Source organism: Enterobacter cloacae complex sp. S1 (genome assembly GCF_014930525.1).
Classification (GTDB): domain Bacteria; phylum Pseudomonadota; class Gammaproteobacteria; order Enterobacterales; family Enterobacteriaceae; genus Enterobacter; species Enterobacter hormaechei_C.
Window position 1 is genome coordinate 62,244 of sequence record NZ_JADBRE010000017.1, and the last position, 18,927, is coordinate 81,170.

General features: G+C 55.5%; 17 protein-coding genes and 1 other RNA gene. 12 read left to right on the top strand and 6 right to left on the bottom strand.

The window, feature by feature from the left end; translation table 11 throughout:
* Nucleotides 1-61 precede the first annotated feature (61 nt).
* Nucleotides 62-1,762: an SgrR family transcriptional regulator gene (locus IM290_RS12050; RefSeq protein WP_193041809.1), complete on the bottom strand. Its 1,701-nt coding sequence runs from the start codon at nucleotides 1,760-1,762 to the stop codon at nucleotides 62-64.
* A 101-nt stretch (nucleotides 1,763-1,863) separates the two neighbouring features.
* On the opposite strand from IM290_RS12050, the gene cof reads away from it, so the two are divergent.
* Complete coding sequence (cof, locus tag IM290_RS12055) at nucleotides 1,864-2,682, top strand: HMP-PP phosphatase (protein ID WP_017383195.1); 819 nt, start codon at nucleotides 1,864-1,866, stop codon at nucleotides 2,680-2,682.
* A gap of 41 nt (nucleotides 2,683-2,723) precedes the next feature.
* Here the strand turns inward: cof and IM290_RS12060 are convergent, their stop codons facing one another.
* Nucleotides 2,724-3,770, bottom strand: coding sequence for a PLP-dependent cysteine synthase family protein (locus IM290_RS12060; RefSeq protein ID WP_193041808.1), 1,047 nt, complete (start codon nucleotides 3,768-3,770; stop codon nucleotides 2,724-2,726).
* 115 nt (nucleotides 3,771-3,885) lie between these two features.
* On the opposite strand from IM290_RS12060, the gene IM290_RS12065 reads away from it, so the two are divergent.
* From IM290_RS12065 to amtB, 5 genes are all read left to right on the top strand, one after another.
* The gene (locus tag IM290_RS12065) at nucleotides 3,886-4,344 is read left to right on the top strand and encodes an Lrp/AsnC family transcriptional regulator (protein ID WP_015571267.1); all 459 of its coding nucleotides are present in this window, start codon (nucleotides 3,886-3,888) and stop codon (nucleotides 4,342-4,344) included.
* 30 nt (nucleotides 4,345-4,374) lie between these two features.
* Nucleotides 4,375-6,129, top strand: a complete 1,755-nt coding sequence (locus tag IM290_RS12070) for a SmdA family multidrug ABC transporter permease/ATP-binding protein (RefSeq protein WP_017383197.1) — start codon at nucleotides 4,375-4,377, stop codon at nucleotides 6,127-6,129.
* Entirely contained in the window at nucleotides 6,122-7,903 is a 1,782-nt protein-coding gene (locus tag IM290_RS12075; protein WP_023296031.1) for a SmdB family multidrug efflux ABC transporter permease/ATP-binding protein, read from the top strand. The genes IM290_RS12070 and IM290_RS12075 overlap by 8 nt, the downstream gene beginning before the upstream one ends.
* A 211-nt stretch (nucleotides 7,904-8,114) precedes the next feature.
* A complete protein-coding gene (gene glnK, locus IM290_RS12080; RefSeq protein ID WP_006809867.1) occupies nucleotides 8,115-8,453 on the top strand; it encodes a P-II family nitrogen regulator in 339 nt (112 codons plus the stop codon).
* A gap of 35 nt (nucleotides 8,454-8,488) precedes the next feature.
* On the top strand, nucleotides 8,489-9,775 hold the full coding sequence (gene amtB / locus IM290_RS12085; RefSeq protein WP_193041807.1) for an ammonium transporter AmtB: 1,287 nt from the start codon (nucleotides 8,489-8,491) through the stop codon (nucleotides 9,773-9,775).
* Nucleotides 9,776-9,871: 96 nt separating this feature from the next.
* On the opposite strand, the gene tesB is transcribed toward amtB, so the two are convergent.
* A complete protein-coding gene (gene tesB, locus IM290_RS12090; protein WP_015571264.1) occupies nucleotides 9,872-10,732 on the bottom strand; it encodes an acyl-CoA thioesterase II in 861 nt (286 codons plus the stop codon).
* A 203-nt stretch (nucleotides 10,733-10,935) separates the two neighbouring features.
* Between tesB and IM290_RS12095 the strand changes: the two genes are divergently transcribed.
* Nucleotides 10,936-11,463: a YbaY family lipoprotein gene (locus IM290_RS12095; protein ID WP_023296032.1), complete on the top strand. Its 528-nt coding sequence runs from the start codon at nucleotides 10,936-10,938 to the stop codon at nucleotides 11,461-11,463.
* A gap of 37 nt (nucleotides 11,464-11,500) precedes the next feature.
* On the opposite strand, the gene IM290_RS12100 is transcribed toward IM290_RS12095, so the two are convergent.
* Nucleotides 11,501-11,812: an MGMT family protein gene (locus IM290_RS12100; protein ID WP_193041806.1), complete on the bottom strand. Its 312-nt coding sequence runs from the start codon at nucleotides 11,810-11,812 to the stop codon at nucleotides 11,501-11,503.
* A 170-nt stretch (nucleotides 11,813-11,982) separates the two neighbouring features.
* Here IM290_RS12100 and ffs point away from each other — a divergent pair.
* An RNA gene (ffs, locus tag IM290_RS12105) (signal recognition particle sRNA small type) lies at nucleotides 11,983-12,079 on the top strand.
* 121 nt (nucleotides 12,080-12,200) lie between these two features.
* On the opposite strand, the gene IM290_RS12110 is transcribed toward ffs, so the two are convergent.
* Complete coding sequence (locus IM290_RS12110) at nucleotides 12,201-14,687, bottom strand: BsuBI/PstI family type II restriction endonuclease (RefSeq protein ID WP_226875993.1); 2,487 nt, start codon at nucleotides 14,685-14,687, stop codon at nucleotides 12,201-12,203.
* A 422-nt stretch (nucleotides 14,688-15,109) separates the two neighbouring features.
* Here IM290_RS12110 and IM290_RS12115 point away from each other — a divergent pair, with 422 nt between their 5' ends.
* Together IM290_RS12115 and IM290_RS12120 are read left to right on the top strand one after the other, a co-directional pair.
* Nucleotides 15,110-15,361: a hypothetical protein gene (locus IM290_RS12115; protein WP_006809862.1), complete on the top strand. Its 252-nt coding sequence runs from the start codon at nucleotides 15,110-15,112 to the stop codon at nucleotides 15,359-15,361.
* Nucleotides 15,358-15,573 carry a hypothetical protein gene (locus IM290_RS12120; RefSeq protein WP_015571263.1) on the top strand — a complete coding sequence of 72 codons (216 nt, stop codon included), beginning with the start codon at nucleotides 15,358-15,360 and terminating at the stop codon, nucleotides 15,571-15,573. The genes IM290_RS12115 and IM290_RS12120 overlap by 4 nt, the downstream gene beginning before the upstream one ends.
* 70 nt (nucleotides 15,574-15,643) lie before the next feature.
* Here IM290_RS12120 and IM290_RS12125 read toward each other — a convergent pair whose 3' ends face one another.
* Nucleotides 15,644-17,065 carry a PLP-dependent aminotransferase family protein gene (locus tag IM290_RS12125; protein ID WP_045614997.1) on the bottom strand — a complete coding sequence of 474 codons (1,422 nt, stop codon included), beginning with the start codon at nucleotides 17,063-17,065 and terminating at the stop codon, nucleotides 15,644-15,646.
* An 84-nt stretch (nucleotides 17,066-17,149) separates the two neighbouring features.
* Between IM290_RS12125 and IM290_RS12130 the strand changes: the two genes are divergently transcribed.
* Together IM290_RS12130 and IM290_RS12135 are read left to right on the top strand one after the other, a co-directional pair.
* Entirely contained in the window at nucleotides 17,150-17,761 is a 612-nt protein-coding gene (locus IM290_RS12130; RefSeq protein ID WP_193041805.1) for a YitT family protein, read from the top strand.
* Between the two features lie 77 nt (nucleotides 17,762-17,838).
* A complete protein-coding gene (locus IM290_RS12135) occupies nucleotides 17,839-18,909 on the top strand; it encodes a LacI family DNA-binding transcriptional regulator (protein ID WP_193041804.1) in 1,071 nt (356 codons plus the stop codon).
* Nucleotides 18,910-18,927 lie beyond the last annotated feature (18 nt).

An 18,927-nucleotide genomic window follows, 5' to 3' on the forward strand; every position in this document is an offset into this window, starting at 1 on the left:
ATCTCGACAGTTACAGTAAAAGCGTCATGTTAACGCCTGGCTAAAGCGGCGACCAGCTTCTTCACGCGTTTGGGGGAGGAAGCCAGGCTTCGGTGAAGTCAAACCAGCCGCGAGTGTTAAGGCGTATGCCGTTGACGCCCGGAGGCGCGCTGATTTGATACTGGTAGTTAAAGAGCGGCGTCAGGACGGCTGTCTCCATTAACCGGCTGAAGATAGCCTGAAGTCCTGCGTGTCGGTCACGTTCGTCGGCCTGCGTCTGCACCGCATCCAGCGTGGCCTGCAAATGGGTGTATGCCGGTGCGCTCAGCAGATGCGGCCAGAGCGCATCGCAGCGGAGCCACTGCTCAAGCGTGTACGCTGGCGCTTCGCCAATCAGTCTGTCTCCCATCATGATGTCTGCATCGGCAAGCTGCTGGCACCCGTCCCACGTTTTGGCGTCGTGAAAGATGACGGTCAGTTCACAACCCTGCCGCGCAAGGTATGCTTTTAACTGGCTGGCCATGGTGTGAAGCTCAACCGGCAGGTGGTAGACGAGCGTCAATGCCTCTGGCAGCGCAACGTCGGTTAAATCAGGCCATTGGGGGATCGCCCAGCCGGGAAGCAGTTCCTCGGTAGGGGTGATGAGCCCTTCGTTCAGGGGAAGCGTGTGCAGCAGCGTTGAGAGATGAATGATATTAATCAGCCGCTTTGCCTGAAGTTCGCTCAGACGCGGGCTCTGTTTCAGCGTGAGGTAGCAGAAACCCAGACTGGTGCTGTTACTCACCAGCCGCAGGCTGGCCAGCTCGTCGGCCTCGCCAATGGCGATTTGCACCGGGTGGCGACAGCTGGTGCCCAGACTGTAGTCAAAAAGCTGGGGCGTGATCCAGTACTCGATAGCCTTAAGCAACGGATGGCCAAGGTGATACTGCTCGTGGCTTTCCAGACGCACCAGTTCAGGCTCAAAAACGCTCAGCCGGAAGGGACCGCTACCCACCACGGGGTAATCGGGATGCGCCAGACGGCTACAGTAGGTTGCCAGCCTGTGCGCCAGCCAGTAGTCAGGTTGATGGAGAATAAACGTCAGGCACTGCGGATGCGTGGTTTCGATACGTAAGACGCTGCGGAAAAGCGTGCCCAAGCCGGGCTGCGATAACAGCGCCGTCAGGCTTTGCCGGAGCTGTGCCGTCTCTATTTTATCGCCGTTATGCCAGTGCAGGGTGGAGCGAATGTAGAAATGCCAGCGCAGGCCGTCAGCGGAGATTTCCCAGTGATGCGCCAGATCGCCCGTGGGTTCACTGCTGGTACCATTAAAACGCGTCAAACCAGAGAATACCTGTCCCGCCAGATGCTGCTCCGCCCGGCCAGGGAGAAACCCCGGCTGAAGCGGCTCCAGCGAGCGATAGTAGGGAATACGCAGCGTCGGCGTATCGTTCTGCCACTGCCCGCCCATAAACGGATGCAGCAGCGATCGCAAATCTTCAGGCGCGAGCTGGGCCAGCTCCAGCGCGTTGTGCTGCTGTCCACTTTTCAGGGCCTCTTCCATCATCGTATTACGCAACGAGTCCGGGGTGACGTGAAAGCGTAATTCCCCACGCTTACCTCGTCCGGAGCGGGCGTGCCAGCTTAGCCAGCCCGCCTCCTGCGCCTGGCGCAGCAGGGTGCGAACATGTCGCTCGCTGCAAAAGCAGCGGCTGGCAAGTTCACTGATGGTAACCTGCTGCGGTGCGCCGGCGGAGGGGTGCCACAGACGCTGATACTGGTTAAGACGATTAAGCTGGCGCATGAAAAACCCGGAACAATAATTATCATCTATTCACTATTACTTCCGTATATCTCACGTAATACTGATGCACAAGTTAACCGCATCACATTTCGGGAGTAATTATGGCTCGGCTCGCTGCATTTGATATGGACGGCACGCTGTTAATGCCGGATCACCGTTTAGGGGAGAAAACCCTGAACACACTTAAGCGCCTGCGCGAGCGTGAAGTCACCCTGACGTTTGCCACTGGTCGTCATGTTCTCGAGATGCGCCATCTGCTGGGAACATTTGCCCTCGATGCGTTCCTGATCACCGGCAACGGGACGCGCATTCACTCCGTCGACGGCAATATGCTGCACCGTCAGGATCTGAATCCGGAAGTGGCGGACATTGTCCTGCACAGCACCTGGGATACGCAGGCCAGCGTGCATGTTTTTAATGATGAAGGCTGGTTTACCGGGCGTGAGATCCCGGCCTTGCTGCACGCTCACGTTTACAGCGGCTTTAAATATCAGCTCATCGATTTGCGTCGCATTCCGGCACACAAGGTGACCAAGATCTGCTTCTGTGGCGATCACGACGATCTCTGCCGCCTGCGTATTCAGCTTAACGAGGCGCTGGGCGACCGGGCGCACCTGACCTTCTCGGCGGTGGACTGTCTTGAAGTGCTGCCGGTGGGCTGTAACAAAGGATCTGCGCTGGCGGTGCTGAGCGATCATCTAGGGCTGACGATGCAGGACTGTATGGCCTTTGGTGACGCCATGAACGACCATGAGATGCTGAGCAGCGTAGGGCGTGGGCTGATTATGGGGAACGCGATGCCGCAACTTATCGCCGCGCTCCCGCATTTACCGGTTATCGGACACTGTCGTAACGAAGCGGTGTCCCATTTTTTGACACATTGGCTGGACAAAAATAACCTCCCATATTCCCCCGAATAGTGAGACCCTTCCAGCAAGCCAGGCTAAAGCCTGGCTTTTTTTTATTTCACCAGCTGCGAAATCTGCGCTTTCCACGGTTCTACATCGCCAATATTGGCCTGCACCCATTCTGCGTTGTAATAGGTGTCCAGGTAGCGCTCCCCGCTGTCACACAGCAGCGTGACGACAGAGCCGGTACGGCTTTCTTCGCGCATCCTCGCGGCCAGCTGTAGCGCGCCCCACATATTGGTGCCGGTGGAAGCCCCGACTTTACGGCCAAGCTGTGTCTCCAGCCAGTGCGCCGTCGCGACGCTGGCGGCGTCCGGCACGCGGAGCATCTCATCCACAACGTCCGGAATGAACGAGGGTTCGACGCGCGGGCGACCAATCCCTTCGATCTTGCTCCCCACGGGGCTGCGCAGGCTGGCATCGCGGGATTGCCAGTAATTGAGGAACACCGAGTTTTGCGGGTCAACCACCATCAGCTGCGTATCATAACCCTGACAGCGGATATAACGTCCGATGGTGGCGGAGGTTCCGCCCGTGCCCGCGCTCATGACAATGTAAGAGGGAACAGGATGCGGCTCGTGGGTCATCTGGCGGAAAATGCTGTCCGCAATGTTATTATTGCCGCGCCAGTCGGTGGCGCGCTCGGCGAAGGTAAACTGGTCCATATAGTGACCATTCAGTTCGCGGGCCAGCATTTCGGAGGCCGCATAGATTTCGCAGGCGCTTTCCACAAAGTGGCAGCGTCCGCCGTAAAATTCGATCTGTTCGACTTTACGTTTCGCCGTGCAGGAGGGCATCACGGCGATAAACGGGAGGCCCAGCAGGCGGGCAAAGTAGGCTTCGGAGACGGCAGTTGATCCGGACGACGATTCAATAATCGTGGTGCCTTCTTTGATCCAGCCGTTACATAAACCGTATAAAAAGAGTGAACGCGCCAGGCGATGCTTCAGGCTGCCGGTAGGATGGGTGCTTTCATCCTTCAGGTAAAGCTGAATGCCGGGAAATCCAGGCAGAGGCAGGCGGATCAAGTGGGTGTCTGCCGAGCGCTGATAGTCGGCATTTATTTCGCTGATGGCATGTTTAACCCAGGTGCTATTCATCGTAGTTATCCGTTTGTCATTTTGTGCCCAGCATAGCGAAAAGCACAGAAAAAATTGTTGCTATCTGACCTTTAAAATAGAATGTAAGGAGAATAATTTTCTCTTCGAGGTGGCTATGTTAGATAAAATTGATCGTAAGCTGCTTTCTTTGCTGCAAAGCGACTGCACCCTCTCTTTGCAGGCGCTGGCAGATGCCGTTAATCTGACCACCACACCGTGCTGGAAGCGCCTCAAGAAGCTGGAAGATGATGGCATTCTGCTGGGACGCGTGGCGTTGCTGGATCCCGAAAAACTGGGGCTTGGACTGACCGCCTTCGTCCTGATAAAAACGCAGCATCACAGTAGCGAATGGTACTGCCGCTTCGTCACCCAGGTTTCCGACATGCCCGAAGTGCTCGGCTTCTGGCGCATGGCGGGGGAATACGACTATCTGATGCGCGTTCAGGTGGCAGACATGAAGCGCTACGATGATTTCTACAAGCGGCTGGTCAATAGCGTACCAGGCTTGTCCGATGTCACCTCCAGTTTCGCCATGGAACAGATTAAATACACCACAGCGTTACCCATTGAATAACTTCTTAAAATACCTTCAGGAAAAGACCGCGTGCGATTATTTGCCCAATTAAGCTGGTACTTTCGTCGGGAGTGGCAACGCTACCTCGGCGCGGTGGCCCTGCTTATTATCATTGCCATTCTGCAACTGATCCCGCCCAAAGTGGTGGGTTACGTCGTGGATGGCGTTACGGAACAACATTACACCGCCGCACGGGTGATGATGTGGGGCGGTACGCTGGTGCTGACGGCCGTGGTGGTTTACCTGCTGCGTTATGTCTGGCGCGTGCTGCTGTTCGGCGCGTCCTATCAGCTTGCCGTTGAGCTGCGCGAGGACTTTTACCGCCAGCTGAGCCGCCAGCACCCTGAGTTTTATCTGCGTCACCGTACCGGGGATCTCATCGCCCGCGCCACTAACGATGTAGACCGCGTGGTGTTTGCCGCCGGTGAAGGGGTGCTAACGCTGGTGGATTCCCTGGTGATGGGCTGTGCGGTACTGATTGTGATGTCTACGCAAATTAGCTGGGAGCTCACGCTGCTGGCGCTGCTGCCGATGCCGCTGATGGCGCTGGCAATTAACCGCTACGGCGAGCAGCTCCATGAACGCTTTAAGCTGGCGCAGGCGGCGTTCTCGTCGCTGAACGATCGCACCCAGGAGAGCATGACCAGCATCCGCATGATTAAAGCGTTTGGTCTGGAAGACCGCCAGTCCGCGCTGTTTGCCGCCGACGCTGCCGATACCGGCGCGAAAAACATGCGCGTGGCGCGTATTGATGCCCGTTTCGATCCGACAATTTATATTGCGATTGGCATGGCGAACCTGCTGGCAGTGGGCGGCGGCAGCTGGATGGTGGTGCAAGGCACGATGACCCTCGGGCAGTTAACCAGCTTTGCGATGTACCTTGGGCTGATGATCTGGCCGATGCTGGCGCTGGCCTGGATGTTTAATATCGTTGAACGCGGGAGCGCCGCTTACAGCCGTATCCGCGCCATGCTGGCGGAAGTGCCGGTCGTGAACGATGGCAGCGAGCCGGTGCCGGAAGGTCCGGGTATTCTCAAGGCTGATATCCGCGCCTTTATCTACCCGCAAACGGAACATCCGGTGCTTGAGAACGTCAGTTTCACGCTGCGTCCTGGTCAGATGCTGGGCATCTGTGGCCCGACGGGTTCCGGTAAAAGCACCATTCTGTCACTGATTCAGCGCCATTTTGACGTGAGCGAAGGCGATATCCGTTTCCACGACGTCCCTCTGCCACGTCTGCTGCTGGATGACTGGCGCAGCCGCCTGGCGGTCGTCAGCCAGACGCCTTTTTTGTTTTCAGACACCATTGCCAACAATATCGCGCTCGGGTGTCCGACGGCGACACAGGACCAGATTGAGCACGTGGCACGTCTGGCCAGCGTCCACGAGGATATTCTGCGCCTGCCGCAGGGCTACGACACGGAAGTGGGTGAGCGGGGCGTTATGCTCTCCGGCGGACAAAAACAGCGTATCTCTATTGCCCGCGCGCTGCTGCTGGACGCTGAGATCCTGATACTGGATGATGCGCTGTCCGCGGTTGACGGGCGTACTGAACATCAAATTTTGCATAACCTTCGCCAGTGGGGAGAGGGGCGCACGGTCATCATCAGCGCGCACCGTCTGTCGGCTCTTACCGAAGCCAGTGAAATTCTGGTGCTTCAGCACGGGCATATTGCTCAGCGTGGTCAGCATGAGCAGCTTGCCGGGCAGACCGGATGGTATCGGGATATGTACCGCTATCAACAGCTTGAAGCCGCGCTGGATGAGGAGGTCGCCGATGCGTAAGTTTGGACAGATGTGGCCGACGTTAAAACGGCTGCTGGCCTATGGCTCACCGTGGCGCAAACCGCTTTCCATCGCCGTGCTGTTGCTGTGGATCGCCGCGATTGCGGAGGTGACCGGTCCGCTGCTTATCAGCTATTTCATCGACAATATGGTGGCGAAAAACTATCTGCCGCTGGGGCTGGTGGCGGGGCTGGGCGTGGCGTATGTCGGCCTACAGCTGACGGCGGCGGGGCTGCACTATGCGCAGTCGCTGCTGTTTAACCGGGCCGCCGTGGGCGTGGTCCAGCAGCTACGCACGGATGTGATGGATGCCGCGCTGCGCCAGCCGCTGAGCGAGTTTGATACCCAGCCGGTCGGACAGGTTATTTCGCGCGTCACCAATGACACCGAGGTGATCCGCGACCTCTATGTAACCGTTGTCGCAACGGTTCTGCGCAGTGCCGCGTTAATTGGCGCGATGCTGGTGGCGATGTTCAGCCTGGACTGGCGTATGGCGCTGGTGGCGATCGCTATTTTCCCGGCGGTGCTGATTGTGATGGTAATTTACCAGCGCTACAGCACGCCGATTGTTCGTCGCGTGCGCGCTTACCTCGCAGATATCAATGATGGCTTCAACGAAGTGATCAACGGCATGAGCGTTATCCAGCAGTTTCGCCAGCAGGCGCGTTTTGGCGAGCGAATGGGAGAAGCCAGCCGCTCGCACTATATGGCGCGGATGCAGACGTTACGGCTGGATGGCTTCCTGTTACGCCCGCTGCTGAGCCTCTTCTCTGCGCTGGTGCTGTGCGGGCTGTTGATGCTGTTTGGCCTGACGACGCGCGGAACCATCGAGGTGGGGGTACTGTACGCATTTATCAGCTACCTTGGACGCCTTAACGAACCGCTGATTGAACTCACCACGCAGCAATCGATGCTGCAACAGGCAGTGGTCGCGGGCGAACGTGTATTCGAGCTGATGGACAGGCCGCGTCAGACCTATGGCGATGACGAACGCCCGCTGGAAAGTGGATCCATAGCGTTTGATCATGTCTCGTTTGCCTACCGCGACGACCAGCTTGTCTTGCAGGATATCAACCTCGAGGTACCGTCGCGCGGTTTTGTCGCCCTGGTTGGGCATACCGGTAGCGGCAAAAGCACGCTCGCCAGTTTGCTGATGGGCTACTATCCGTTGACGCAGGGGGAGATCCGTCTGGACGGACGGCCGCTTGCCGCGCTTAGCCACAACGCGTTACGTAAGGGCGTCGCGATGGTGCAGCAGGATCCGGTGGTACTGGCGGATACCTTTTATGCCAACGTGACGCTGGGACGACCTTTCACGCCTGAGCAGGTATGGGAGGTGCTGGAAACGGTGCAGCTTGCGGATCTGGCGCGCGGGTTAAGCGAGGGGATCCATACCCGGCTGGGTGAGCAGGGCAATAATCTCTCGGTCGGGCAAAAGCAGCTTCTTGCGCTGGCGCGCGTGCTGATTGAAACGCCACAGGTGTTAATTCTGGATGAAGCGACCGCAAGCATTGACTCCGGTACCGAGCAGGCGATCCAGCAGGCGCTGGCTGCCGTGCGGGATCGCACTACGCTGGTGGTAATTGCCCACCGCCTGTCAACGATCGTCGATGCCGATACCATTCTGGTGTTGCACCGTGGCCAGGCCGTTGAACGGGGGACGCACAGAGCGCTGCTTGAGGCAAAAGGACGCTACTGGCAGATGTATCAGTTGCAGCTGGCAGGCGACGAACTGGCCGCCAGCGAGCGCGAGGAAGAGTCACTCAGCGCCTGATGCACCATAACAAGGCAATGCGCTAACAGACTTAACCGTTGGTGCAAAACTGAAACGCACCCTGCACTGCCATGGTGCGTTTTTTTTCGCCTCTTCCCGGCGCATCCGCGCCGCGGCGCTTTCCTCCTCACCTTTCACTTCTGGCACACCCTTTGCAATATCCCTTTCGTGTTAGCTGCGGCCATTACCGAATTCTGACTGGAGGGGATATATGAAGCTGGTTACGGTGGTAATCAAACCATTCAAACTCGAAGACGTGCGTGAAGCGCTGTCTTCCATGGGTATTCAGGGACTGACTGTCACCGAAGTGAAAGGCTTTGGGCGTCAGAAAGGTCATGCCGAGCTTTATCGCGGGGCGGAATACAGCGTTAACTTCCTGCCAAAAGTGAAGATTGATGTGGCGATTGCCGACGATCAGCTTGATGAGGTGATTGATGTCGTCAGCAAAGCAGCCTACACCGGAAAAATTGGCGACGGCAAAATTTTCGTTGCCGAACTACAGCGCGTCATTCGCATCCGTACCGGCGAATCTGACGAAGCGGCGTTGTAAGTAACTCCTGGCACACAGTGATAGGGATCGAGAAAATGAAGAAAGCAATAATGAAAACAGGTCTGGGTTCGCTGGCACTGCTGCCGGGCCTGGCAATGGCTGCACCTGCTGTGGCAGACAAAGCCGATAACGCCTTTATGATGATTTGCACCGCGCTGGTGCTGTTCATGACGATTCCGGGGATCGCGCTGTTTTACGGCGGCCTGATCCGCGGCAAGAACGTACTCTCCATGCTGACGCAGGTTGCCGTCACGTTCGCGCTGGTGTGCGTGCTGTGGGTGGTTTACGGTTACTCGCTGGCCTTCGGGGAGGGCAACGCCTTCTTCGGCAACGTTAACTGGGCGATGCTGAAAAATATCGAACTGACCGCGGTGATGGGCAGTTTTTATCAGTATATTCATGTCGCGTTCCAGGGCTCATTCGCCTGCATCACCGTGGGGCTGATTGTGGGCGCGCTGGCTGAGCGTATCCGCTTCTCTGCGGTACTGATTTTCGTGGTGGTCTGGCTGACGCTCTCCTATATCCCGATTGCGCATATGGTCTGGGGAGGTGGTCTGTTGGCTTCCCATGGCGCGCTGGACTTTGCGGGCGGTACCGTTGTGCACATCAACGCCGCGGTAGCAGGTCTGGTAGGCGCATACCTGATTGGTAAGCGCGTGGGCTTCGGGAAGGAAGCATTCAAGCCGCACAATCTGCCGATGGTCTTTACCGGCACCGCCATCCTCTATTTTGGCTGGTTCGGCTTCAACGCAGGTTCAGCCAGCGCCGCTAACGAAATCGCCGCGCTGGCCTTCGTGAATACCGTTGTGGCAACCGCCGGCGCTATCCTCTCATGGGTATTTGGCGAGTGGGCCGTTCGCGGCAAGCCATCGCTGCTGGGTGCCTGTTCCGGGGCGATTGCCGGTCTGGTAGGTATTACGCCAGCGTGCGGTTACGTGGGCGTGGGCGGTGCGCTGCTGATCGGTATCGTCGCAGGACTGGCAGGGCTGTGGGGCGTTACCGCACTGAAACGTGTTCTGCGCGTTGACGATCCGTGTGATGTATTCGGCGTACACGGTGTGTGCGGCATCGTCGGCTGTATCATGACCGGTATCTTTGCTGCCCAATCTCTGGGCGGTGTGGGTTACGCAGAAGGCGTGACCATGATGCATCAGGTGCTGGTACAGCTGGAAAGCATCGCGATCACCGTTGTCTGGTCCGGTGTTGTGGCCTTTATCGGTTACAAGCTGGCGGATATGACCGTTGGGCTGCGCGTGCCGGAAGAGCAGGAGCGCGAAGGCCTGGACGTCAACAGCCACGGCGAGAATGCGTACAACGCATAGTTTGAGTGCTTTTGCCGGGCGGCGGCTTCGCCTTACCCGGCCTGAAAAAGCACAATTCGCAGGCCCGGTGAGCGCAGCGCCACCGGGCTTTTTACATCACCCGCGATTACGCATCACACCTTCCTGCACGGTAGAAGCCACCAGCACGCCATCCTGAGTGTAAAACTCCCCGCGTACAAAGCCGCGCGCGCTGGACGCAGAGGTACTTTCCACGCTGTAAAGCAGCCATTCGTTCATATCGAATGGACGGTGGAACCACATGGAATGGTCAATTGTGGCTACCTGCATCCCTTTTTCGAGGAAGCCCACACCGTGCGGCTGTAGCGCAACCGGCAGGAAGTTGAAATCCGAAGCATACCCCAGCAGGTACTGATGCACGCGTAAATCTGCGGGTACGCTGCCGTTGGCGCGGATCCACACCTGGCGGGCGGGCTCAGCGGTATGCCCCTTCATTGGGTTATGAAATTCGACCGGGCGGATCTCCAGCGGTTTATCGCACAGAAACTTCTCTTTTACCTGCGGCGGCAGCAGATGCGCGAGAGCGCGGGCAATTTCGGTTTCCGATTTCAGATCGTCCGGCGACGGGGCAGACGGCATCTTTTTTTGATGCTCATAGCCCGGCTCTGGCGCCTGGAACGAGGCGGTCATGTAGAAGATGGGTTTGCCATGCTGGATGGCCGCCACGCGACGGGCGCTGAAGCTTTGACCGTCACGCAGAACTTCCACGTCGTAAACAATCGGTTTAGCGCTGTCACCGGGGCGTAAAAAGTAGCTGTGAAACGAGTGCACCAGACGGTCTGCCGGGACGGTCTCCTTGGCGGCATACAGCGCTTGCCCCACGACCTGGCCGCCAAAAACCTGGCGTAAGCCTAAATCTTCGCTCTGTCCGCGAAATAGCCCTTCTTCTATTTTTTCCAGGTTCAGTAATGTCAGCAGATTGTTCAGTGCCTGACTCATAGTGGTCCTCAATAAACGCCGTGGCGAAAGATACGCTGAGTATAACCCAGAAATGAAAGTGGTCCGATGGGTAGAATAATCTTAATATCCGGACGAAATTAGGCATAAATCCGTGATTTGTGCCACACTTGTATTCGTTATGTGAATAAAACGACATCAGATGGGATCGATCCCGCTGGTGCATTGATGATAAGGAGACTTCAATGAAACTCGTGCCTATGCTCAGTGGTGTAGCAATTGCGGTAGCGTTGTCCGCCTGTGCTGGTAAGAGTGCCGATGTACCGGTGCCAACAGCAAGCGCAAACGGGATTAACACCCTTTCACAGCAAGCTATTCAGCAGCCAAATGTTTCCGGTACGATCTGGATCAAACAGAAGGTTGCGCTGCCGCCGGATGCGGTTTTAACGGTCACGCTGTCTGATGCTTCCCTGGCGGATGCGCCGTCTAAAGTGCTTGCGCAGCGCGCGGTTCGTACAGAGGGTAAACAGGCGCCGTTCAGCTTTGTGCTGCCGTACAACCCGTCTGACGTGCAACCCAATGCGCGTATCCTCCTGAGCGCGGCGGTAACGATCAACGATAAGCTGGTCTTTATCACCGATACCGTGCAGGAAGCGGTCAACAAAGGCGGCACCAAAATCGACCTGACCCTGGTACCGGTGCAGCAAACTGAAGTGCCTGTTGCAACGCAGACCAATCAGCCGACTCTGCCTACACCGCCAACACAGCTGTAATTCTCTTTCGCCCTCTCCATGTTGACGGGAGAGGGCGTCAGTACTCCCAGCGATGCTTCTGCATATCAATTTGTCCTGCCCCGGACACCTGCACCCCTTCTGAGAGTAATGCCTGACGCTGGCGCTGCAAGTCTGGCCCGGTGAGGGAAATGGCGCCATGGCGATTGACGACCCGGTGCCACGGTAACGTGCTTCCTTCCGGTAGTCTCCTTAGCACGCCGCCTACCTGACGCGCCGCGCGCGGAGAACCCGCCAGCCGGGCGACTTCCCCATAGGTCGTGACACAGCCTTCCGGGATCGAGGCTACGATTTGCCACACTCGCTGTGGGAAAGTGTCATGTTCGTCCATTGTTTCTCCTGCGGGAAATCAGCGAAGGGTAATGTTATACGAAGATAAAGAAGATTGTCGGGGCAGTTTGCGCAATAATCCAGCATCCGGTTGCCAGCGGCTTGCAATTGAGGTGCTCCGCAGGGATAATGCGCCAGCGCGTTGGTTATCAACGCTCTCAATGGGGGCTCTGTTGGTTCTCCCGCAACGCTACTCTGTTCACCAGGTCAGGTCCGGAAGGAAGCAGCCAGGGCAGACGACGTGGGTGCCGGGATGTAGCTGGCAGGGCCCCCACCCATTTGAGCTTACGCTAAGTCGTATAGCTTAAAACCTCATCTCTTTGCCAACAATCATTCTGATATAGAGCCGATTATATCCGGCTCCCTTAATCGAAGATGACGTTTTCGGTTTAAGTATGGGGTCCAAGGAATCGATCGCCGTTCAGGTGGATCATATGGGTTGGAGCATCAGCTACCCAGACCTCTGTTTCCCAGGATAATTCCATCAGATATTTTGCCATCACTTTCCGGTCGGGGAAGGCTGTAACGTAAACCAATCCGGGTTTAGCAGAAGCAAATAATTTTGCTAACTCACCGTGACGCTTTCCATCGACGGGCCCGTGGGAAGTAACTGATTCAATTAACAGTAGCCAGTTGCGTTTTTGCCAATAAAGAACAACATCGGGCAGTTTACCTTTTCGATCAACACTTACTCCCAGTTCTGCAAGTCTGTCTTTTCTAAAATGATCTTCCTTCGCGCCAGTATCTCCGATGTAAATAACTTCTGCTTCAGGAGCGAAACGAGGACCAAACTCAACGATGATATCCTTGATGAGCTGGCTATGCGCACCGGGGCTTAATTCTAATTCAGTACCGTCATTCAGCTTTAATGGCACCATTTCCATTTTTCGCGCCATGGCATACTGCTCAACTAAGGTCGGTACGTTGCCCATATGTTCTTTAAGCGCTGTTTCCCATTTGGCAGAACCATAGTTTAATAATACGGTATGCAGTTCAGGCGCTATCTGATAGCAAGCTTTAGGGGAGTTAACGGGGCGTTCGGGTTTATCCGGATTGTATATAGCTATTCCGCCATCACAAAACTGATGGAGCGTTTGTCGACGAAAGGTTTCACGCGTGTTTGGGGCGTACTCTTTTCCGTAAACGTCTCTACACCAATCCATGATCGGTGTCACACCCAACATTGGGCGTTCAATTTTCTCCCACTCGCCATCAGGATGAAGATCAAGCAATGCGAGCAAAGTTAAAGCCGAACGCTCGTTTATTTGAGCACGAGGCATTCCAAGTTGACGCAACACATCAAGAGCTTGCTCTATTTTTTCCTGCGCTTTCAACGGGTCAGCGATTTTTCCTTTCGTCATAAGATCTAACTCCCTGTTAATAATTTCGTCAATTTGGTTCTGTTTAAGCACTTCATCATCGAACTCACTACCCATTTTTCGCAATACTTGCATTGATGGATAATGAATTGATCTTAAATCAGAGGCATTTACCTGAGTATGCCCACCAAACTGACGGTAATACTTATCCAGCAAAGTGCAGTTCAGATAGACATAAAGCCCGCGGGCGAGATCCGCATCCATACCCTTCTTCTGAATATGGAAGACATTGGTTTTATTATCGAAACCGATCAACTCGCCAGGAAGTGAGGAGTCATATAATGTTGCGACAATGCGACGCTTTTCCTCTTTGCTGCTAAATCTTTTTAAAATCAGGAAGTAGCCCTGGTTTTTCCATAACCAGGGACGTGATGATTCGGAAACCCTAATTGCATTAGGTTTTTTCCCATCAAGGGGCCAATTCACTTTGCCGTTCAAATGCAGAGGAAAAAGTAGCGGCACTGACCCGGAATCCATTCTTTCTCTGAGGTCATTTTTAAGGCGAAAGTCAACTACCGGCCCAGTACTAACCTGAACATTAAGCTCGTCCAGAGTTGTTGTAAAAGGGGATAATCTCTCGATTATGTCCTGTTCTCTGGGACTTGCAGCGATATGAATGAACTTTTGTTTGTCTGCTGGGTTAACTATTTTGTCTATTGACACCTTGCGCTGCGTCATATCGGTGGCCGTGATTTGCCCGGATTCTTCATCAAGATGAAAATCTGACGTTGGGCTGGAGGTGATAATAACCTGCCCCTGCGGAACGCCTTTAACACAGTGAATGATGATATTTTCTTGAAGTACTTCATCCTCAGCAAATGCCGCATTACGGGAGTCGAAAATGTGGATGTGCTTGATGGACGTTTCAGAGAGTAAAAGCTCGCGGAAAGGCTGATAGTAAGGGCCATTACAGAAAGAGCGTGGAATAATCGCCACTAACTCTCCTCCCTTTTTCAGCTGTTTCAAAGCTAACGCCACAAACCCAGAGTATAGGTTGACCGTTTCTATGCCTGCATTGCGTAAAGAGGCCCGGTGAGCGCTCGACGAGAGAATTTTTTTATAAGGGGGATTCATAATCACATGGCTATAAGTCCCTGGCTCTTCACTGGTCGAAATATTTTTAGCCAGACTTGCCTCAAGTATGTAATCTACCTTACTAATTTTATGGGTTAATTTTCCATTTGCAGCCTCATCACAGGCTTTCAGTGTCTTGCTAAGATACGGAAGCATCACTTCTGCAATGTCGATGGCGTCGAGCTCCATCTTGTCGACATCAAGGCGCAACGCTCGTTCTACGAACGCCGCAGAGAGCGACCCCACTCCGCAGCCTGGATCGAGTAGCTTGATGTCACCTTTTATGTCGTCAAACAGGCTTGCCATGAACAGACAAATCGGAGCCGGGGTCATAAACTGACCGAGTGCAGATTTTGTCTTTGGATTTAACAGCTTATTCGCTTCTTTTCTATGCTGATCAGCCAGTTCCAACAAGCGCATCATATTTCCACTAGGTAACAAAAAAGTTCAAATTGCATACTGCTCCTGTGTCATCCGGAACAATATTAAGAGTCAGAATGCTTCACATGCCGACAATGTTACTACAAACAGAGCAGCGATCAGGATATCTTTAGTCCGTCAAAGGCCGCTTTGCCGATCGCCAGCCTAGCCTGCGCCACCGCTAATGGTAAACCCAGCGTCAACAGTCCGTAGCTGTTCAACGGTTGCTTTACCGATTCTGCTATCCTGGCGTGTAATACAGACTTCATTTAACTGAAATAATAATGTCATAAACCTGTAATAATAGACTGTCATTTTATTTTTCGATGCCTTTATTCTGTCATAAGCTAAAAAATATATATCTGGATAACAAACTTATCTTCGTGTATTAAATTAAACACGTGTTCCGAAAGGATGTGACAATCATGGTTACTGCGGTTTTAAACGTTAAAATTGATGAAGCGCTAAAAGAAAGACTTCGCCACTATGCGGAAGACAATAATGAGAATTTAAGCGTGACCACAGAGAAACTGCTGCTGCTGGCATTTGAAGCAGTAGAAGAGGCGGGAGTATCGGAAGAGGATGTTGATAATCAGCATACGGAAGAAGAGAGCGTAACTCCATTTACTCCTAAAGAAATCAAAGCACTACGTAAACTTCTGAAGAAGAGAAAATGAAACAACAACTATCGACTGCCAGTGACTACAACGAGGCCTGCAATCTGTTACGTTCCGGCTACGTGAAACATGTTCGTCTTGGCTGGAATGTAGGAAGTGATGAGTTCTTTCGTATTGCGTCTGACTGGTGTGATACCGGTGCAAAAATAAAGAAAGAAGGGGATAATTTCATTATTTCGCTGAAAGGCTTCCCGATTCCACCTCAACATTAAGTTGTTCTTCATGAAAACTGCTGACTGCATGCGATACAGTCAGCAGTTTTTATTGTTTCTGGCGAATAATTTACACCAGGCTCCGTTTTACTGGCGCTACACTTTTATTTAATGCACGCCACAGCGGTTTGATCCGCAATAATGCCTCTTCAAGTTCTGGTGAACTGAGTGAGAAGGGCATACGCAGGTAGCGGTCAAACGCGCCTGATAGTCCAAAACGCGTGCCGGTGCCCATAATGATGCCTGTCGTTTCGGCGCGTGCCGCCAGCTGTGTCGCCAGCATGCCGGGTAATTCAATCCAGTATGAAAGCCCTCCCTCCGCTTCCTGAAACCGCCATTCGGGGAAATGTTCCCGCAGCATCTGGCCGCAGCGGTCGCGCCGTTCTGCCAGCATTTGCCGCCGGGCAGGCAGGAAGGTTGCACTGTTTTCGATAAGCCACAGCGTGGCCAGCTGTTCCAGCACCGGCGAGCCCAGATCCAGCGTGTCGCGCGTTTGCGCGAGGGTGGCGATAGTGCGTGACGAGGCGCGGATCCAGCCGAGACGCAGCCCACCCCAGAAGCTTTTACCTGCGGAACCCAGCGTCATCACCGTGGCCTCCGGGTTAAAGGCGGCCAGCGGCGGCGGCGGGGGAACATCGAACCAGAGATCGACCATGGTTTCATCCACCACCAGCGTGGTGCGGGTTTGCGCGGCGATGTCGGTTATGGTCTGGCGCGTCGCGGCATCCATGCAACGTCCGGTCGGATTATGAAAATCCGGCATCAGATAGGCCAGACGCGGGGCTGTCTGGGCAAGCGTTGCGGCAAAACCGTCGGTATCCCAGCCCGTTTCAGGCAGCGAGACGCCCACGGGCCGGCATAGCGCCCCCTGAATAGCGGCTATCGCCAGCGGGTAGGTGGGATGATCCACCACCACGCGATCCCCGGGACCGGTCATCATTCTTAAGATCAGGGCGAAGCCGCTGACGGCGCCGTTCACCACCATCACTTCGTCTGCCCGGGTGGGCAGACCGCGTGCGGTGTAGCGGGCGGCGATAGCTTCACGCAGCGCCGGAAGCCCAAGCTGATCGTACCCGGTCAGCGCCAGATTCGGCGTGATGGCCGTCAGCGCGTGGGCGTAGGCCTGGTGGATCTCTGGTCCCGCGTTGAGTGCGGCGGTTGAGAGATCCAGCGCCGCGCTGGCAGTAGAAAGCGTGGGCACGGCGCGGCGGTCTGGCAGGATCGCCCGCGAACCGCTGCCGTGACGGCTCTCCAGATAACCCTCTTCCCGCAGATGCGCCAGCGCGCTGCTGATGGTGGTGCGGCTTACGCTCAGAGCGGCGGCCAGTTCCCGCTCTCCGGGCAGGCGTGTGTTTAGCGCCAGCCTGCCATCCAGAATTAACAGGCGTAACGCGTCAGCCAGCTGGCGCCACAGCGGGGTGCGGGAAGAGGCTTGCTGCCAGTGCCCTAACAGGCGTACCAGAGACTGGCTTCCAAAACGACGTGATGACATATGCAGTCCACTATTTGAAAACTGGACATTAATCATAGTGCCATTTTCACCGAAGATGGAGCCTGGTTCTTCGGAGAAGAGAAAATGGTACGTCGTCTGGTACAACTTTATGTCGGTTTAGGCCTGTACGGGCTTTCAACCGCGATGTTTATTCGTTCGGATCTGGGTGTCGACCCGTGGGATGTCTTTCACCTTGGCGTCGCCATCCAGACCGGGATGAGCATCGGCACGGTGATTATTTTAACCGGGGCCGCGGTGCTGCTGCTGTGGATCCCGCTGCGTCAGCTGCCGGGACTGGGTACTATCAGTAATGTGATTTGTATTGGTCTGGCGGCCGATGCGTCAATGGCGCTGATCCCTGAGCTCACCTCGCTGCCCGTGCGCATCACCCTGCTGGTTTCCGGCATTGTGGTTAACGCCCTTGCCACCGGGATGTATATCGGCGCGGGTTTTGGCGCAGGCCCGCGCGACGGTCTGATGACCGGCATACATGCCCGGCTGGGCTGGTCGATCCGCAGCGTGCGTACCGCGATCGAGGTGACCGTGTTGATCGTCGGCTACCTTCTCGGGGGAGCGTTTGGCGTTGGAACCGTACTGTATGCATTAACCATCGGCCCGCTGATCCAGCTCTGTTTGCCGTGGTTTCGCCAGAGACCGCGCATTCATAAAGCTGCGCAACCGGAGCGGATTGTTTAATTTTGCGAAGCGCTCACAGGCTATGATGGCGTAACTGTGTCAGAATAGAGACTTCTCTTTTTACGACGCCAGAATGTATGAAAGCGATCACTCTTTATGACGTTGCCCGCGTGGCAGGCGTTTCTTATCAGACCGTTTCCCGGGTGATTAACGACGCGGAACACGTTTCTGCCCGTACGCGGGAAAAGGTCCGGCAGGCCATGGCGGCGCTACACTATGTGCCTAACCGTGGCGCGCAGCAGCTGGCCGGGAAACGCACCCGCACGCTGGGGCTGATGACCAGCGATCTGGCGCTGCATGCGCCGTCGCAAATCGCCTCAGCTGTAAAATCCCGGGCAGTGGAGCAGGGGGCTAGCGTACTCATCTCCATGGTGGAGCAACCCGCGCAGTGTCAGGCTGCTTTGCAGGAATTACTGGCGCAGCGCGTGGAGGCGCTGCTGGTGAACGTTCCGCTGGAAGATGCACAGGCAGAAATGCTTCAGGAAATGGCCTCGCCGACCCCGGTTCTTTTTCTCGATGTTTCCCCGACAGCTCGGGTTAACAGCCTCGTTTTCAATGCCGAACAGGGCGCTGCCCTGGGGGCAGAGCATCTGCTTTCGCTGGGGCACCAGCGAATTGCGCTGCTCGCCGGGCCGGAAAGTTCAGTCTCTGCCCGGGCTCGTCTGGCGGGATGGAAAACCACGCTGGCCCGGGCCGGTGTGGAGGCGTTTGCGGTGGTGCAGGGCGACTGGAGCGCAGCTTCGGGCTATGAGAAAGGGCATCAGCTCCTGGCGGGCGCGCAGCTGCCGGAGGCGATCCTCGTCGCTAACGATCAGATGGCGCTTGGCGTTTTACGCGCCTGTGCGGAAAAAAGCGTTGCGGTACCGGGGCAGATCTCGGTTGTCGGGTTTGATGATACGGCTGACAGCGCGTGGTTTTCACCTCCGCTCACCACCGTTCGGCAGGCGTTCCGCGAGGCCGGTGAGCGCAGCGTGGAGTGGCTGATGGCACCTGACCATCACGACGAATGCTGGCAGGAACAACTTCCCGTTACGTTGATAGTACGTCATTCCACCGCGCCGCGCGCCGCACAGCAGGCCGATCGTGAAGATCTGGCGCAACAGCTCAGAACGATGGCGCTGCTGGCGGAGAAACTGGCGCGCAGCTAGCACTTTTGTGATCGTGCT

Coding starts and splice junctions, on each gene's coding strand:
- IM290_RS12050 (WP_193041809.1), bottom strand. CDS start 1,762: ATGCGCCAGCTTAATCGTCTTAACCAGTATCAGCGTCTGTGGCACCCC.
- cof (WP_017383195.1), top strand. CDS start 1,864: ATGGCTCGGCTCGCTGCATTTGATATGGACGGCACGCTGTTAATGCCG.
- IM290_RS12060 (WP_193041808.1), bottom strand. CDS start 3,770: ATGAATAGCACCTGGGTTAAACATGCCATCAGCGAAATAAATGCCGAC.
- IM290_RS12065 (WP_015571267.1), top strand. CDS start 3,886: ATGTTAGATAAAATTGATCGTAAGCTGCTTTCTTTGCTGCAAAGCGAC.
- IM290_RS12075 (WP_023296031.1), top strand. CDS start 6,122: ATGCGTAAGTTTGGACAGATGTGGCCGACGTTAAAACGGCTGCTGGCC.
- glnK (WP_006809867.1), top strand. CDS start 8,115: ATGAAGCTGGTTACGGTGGTAATCAAACCATTCAAACTCGAAGACGTG.
- amtB (WP_193041807.1), top strand. CDS start 8,489: ATGAAGAAAGCAATAATGAAAACAGGTCTGGGTTCGCTGGCACTGCTG.
- tesB (WP_015571264.1), bottom strand. CDS start 10,732: ATGAGTCAGGCACTGAACAATCTGCTGACATTACTGAACCTGGAAAAA.
- IM290_RS12095 (WP_023296032.1), top strand. CDS start 10,936: ATGAAACTCGTGCCTATGCTCAGTGGTGTAGCAATTGCGGTAGCGTTG.
- IM290_RS12100 (WP_193041806.1), bottom strand. CDS start 11,812: ATGGACGAACATGACACTTTCCCACAGCGAGTGTGGCAAATCGTAGCC.
- IM290_RS12110 (WP_226875993.1), bottom strand. CDS start 14,687: ATGATGCGCTTGTTGGAACTGGCTGATCAGCATAGAAAAGAAGCGAAT.
- IM290_RS12115 (WP_006809862.1), top strand. CDS start 15,110: ATGGTTACTGCGGTTTTAAACGTTAAAATTGATGAAGCGCTAAAAGAA.
- IM290_RS12120 (WP_015571263.1), top strand. CDS start 15,358: ATGAAACAACAACTATCGACTGCCAGTGACTACAACGAGGCCTGCAAT.
- IM290_RS12125 (WP_045614997.1), bottom strand. CDS start 17,065: ATGTCATCACGTCGTTTTGGAAGCCAGTCTCTGGTACGCCTGTTAGGG.
- IM290_RS12130 (WP_193041805.1), top strand. CDS start 17,150: ATGGTACGTCGTCTGGTACAACTTTATGTCGGTTTAGGCCTGTACGGG.
- IM290_RS12135 (WP_193041804.1), top strand. CDS start 17,839: ATGAAAGCGATCACTCTTTATGACGTTGCCCGCGTGGCAGGCGTTTCT.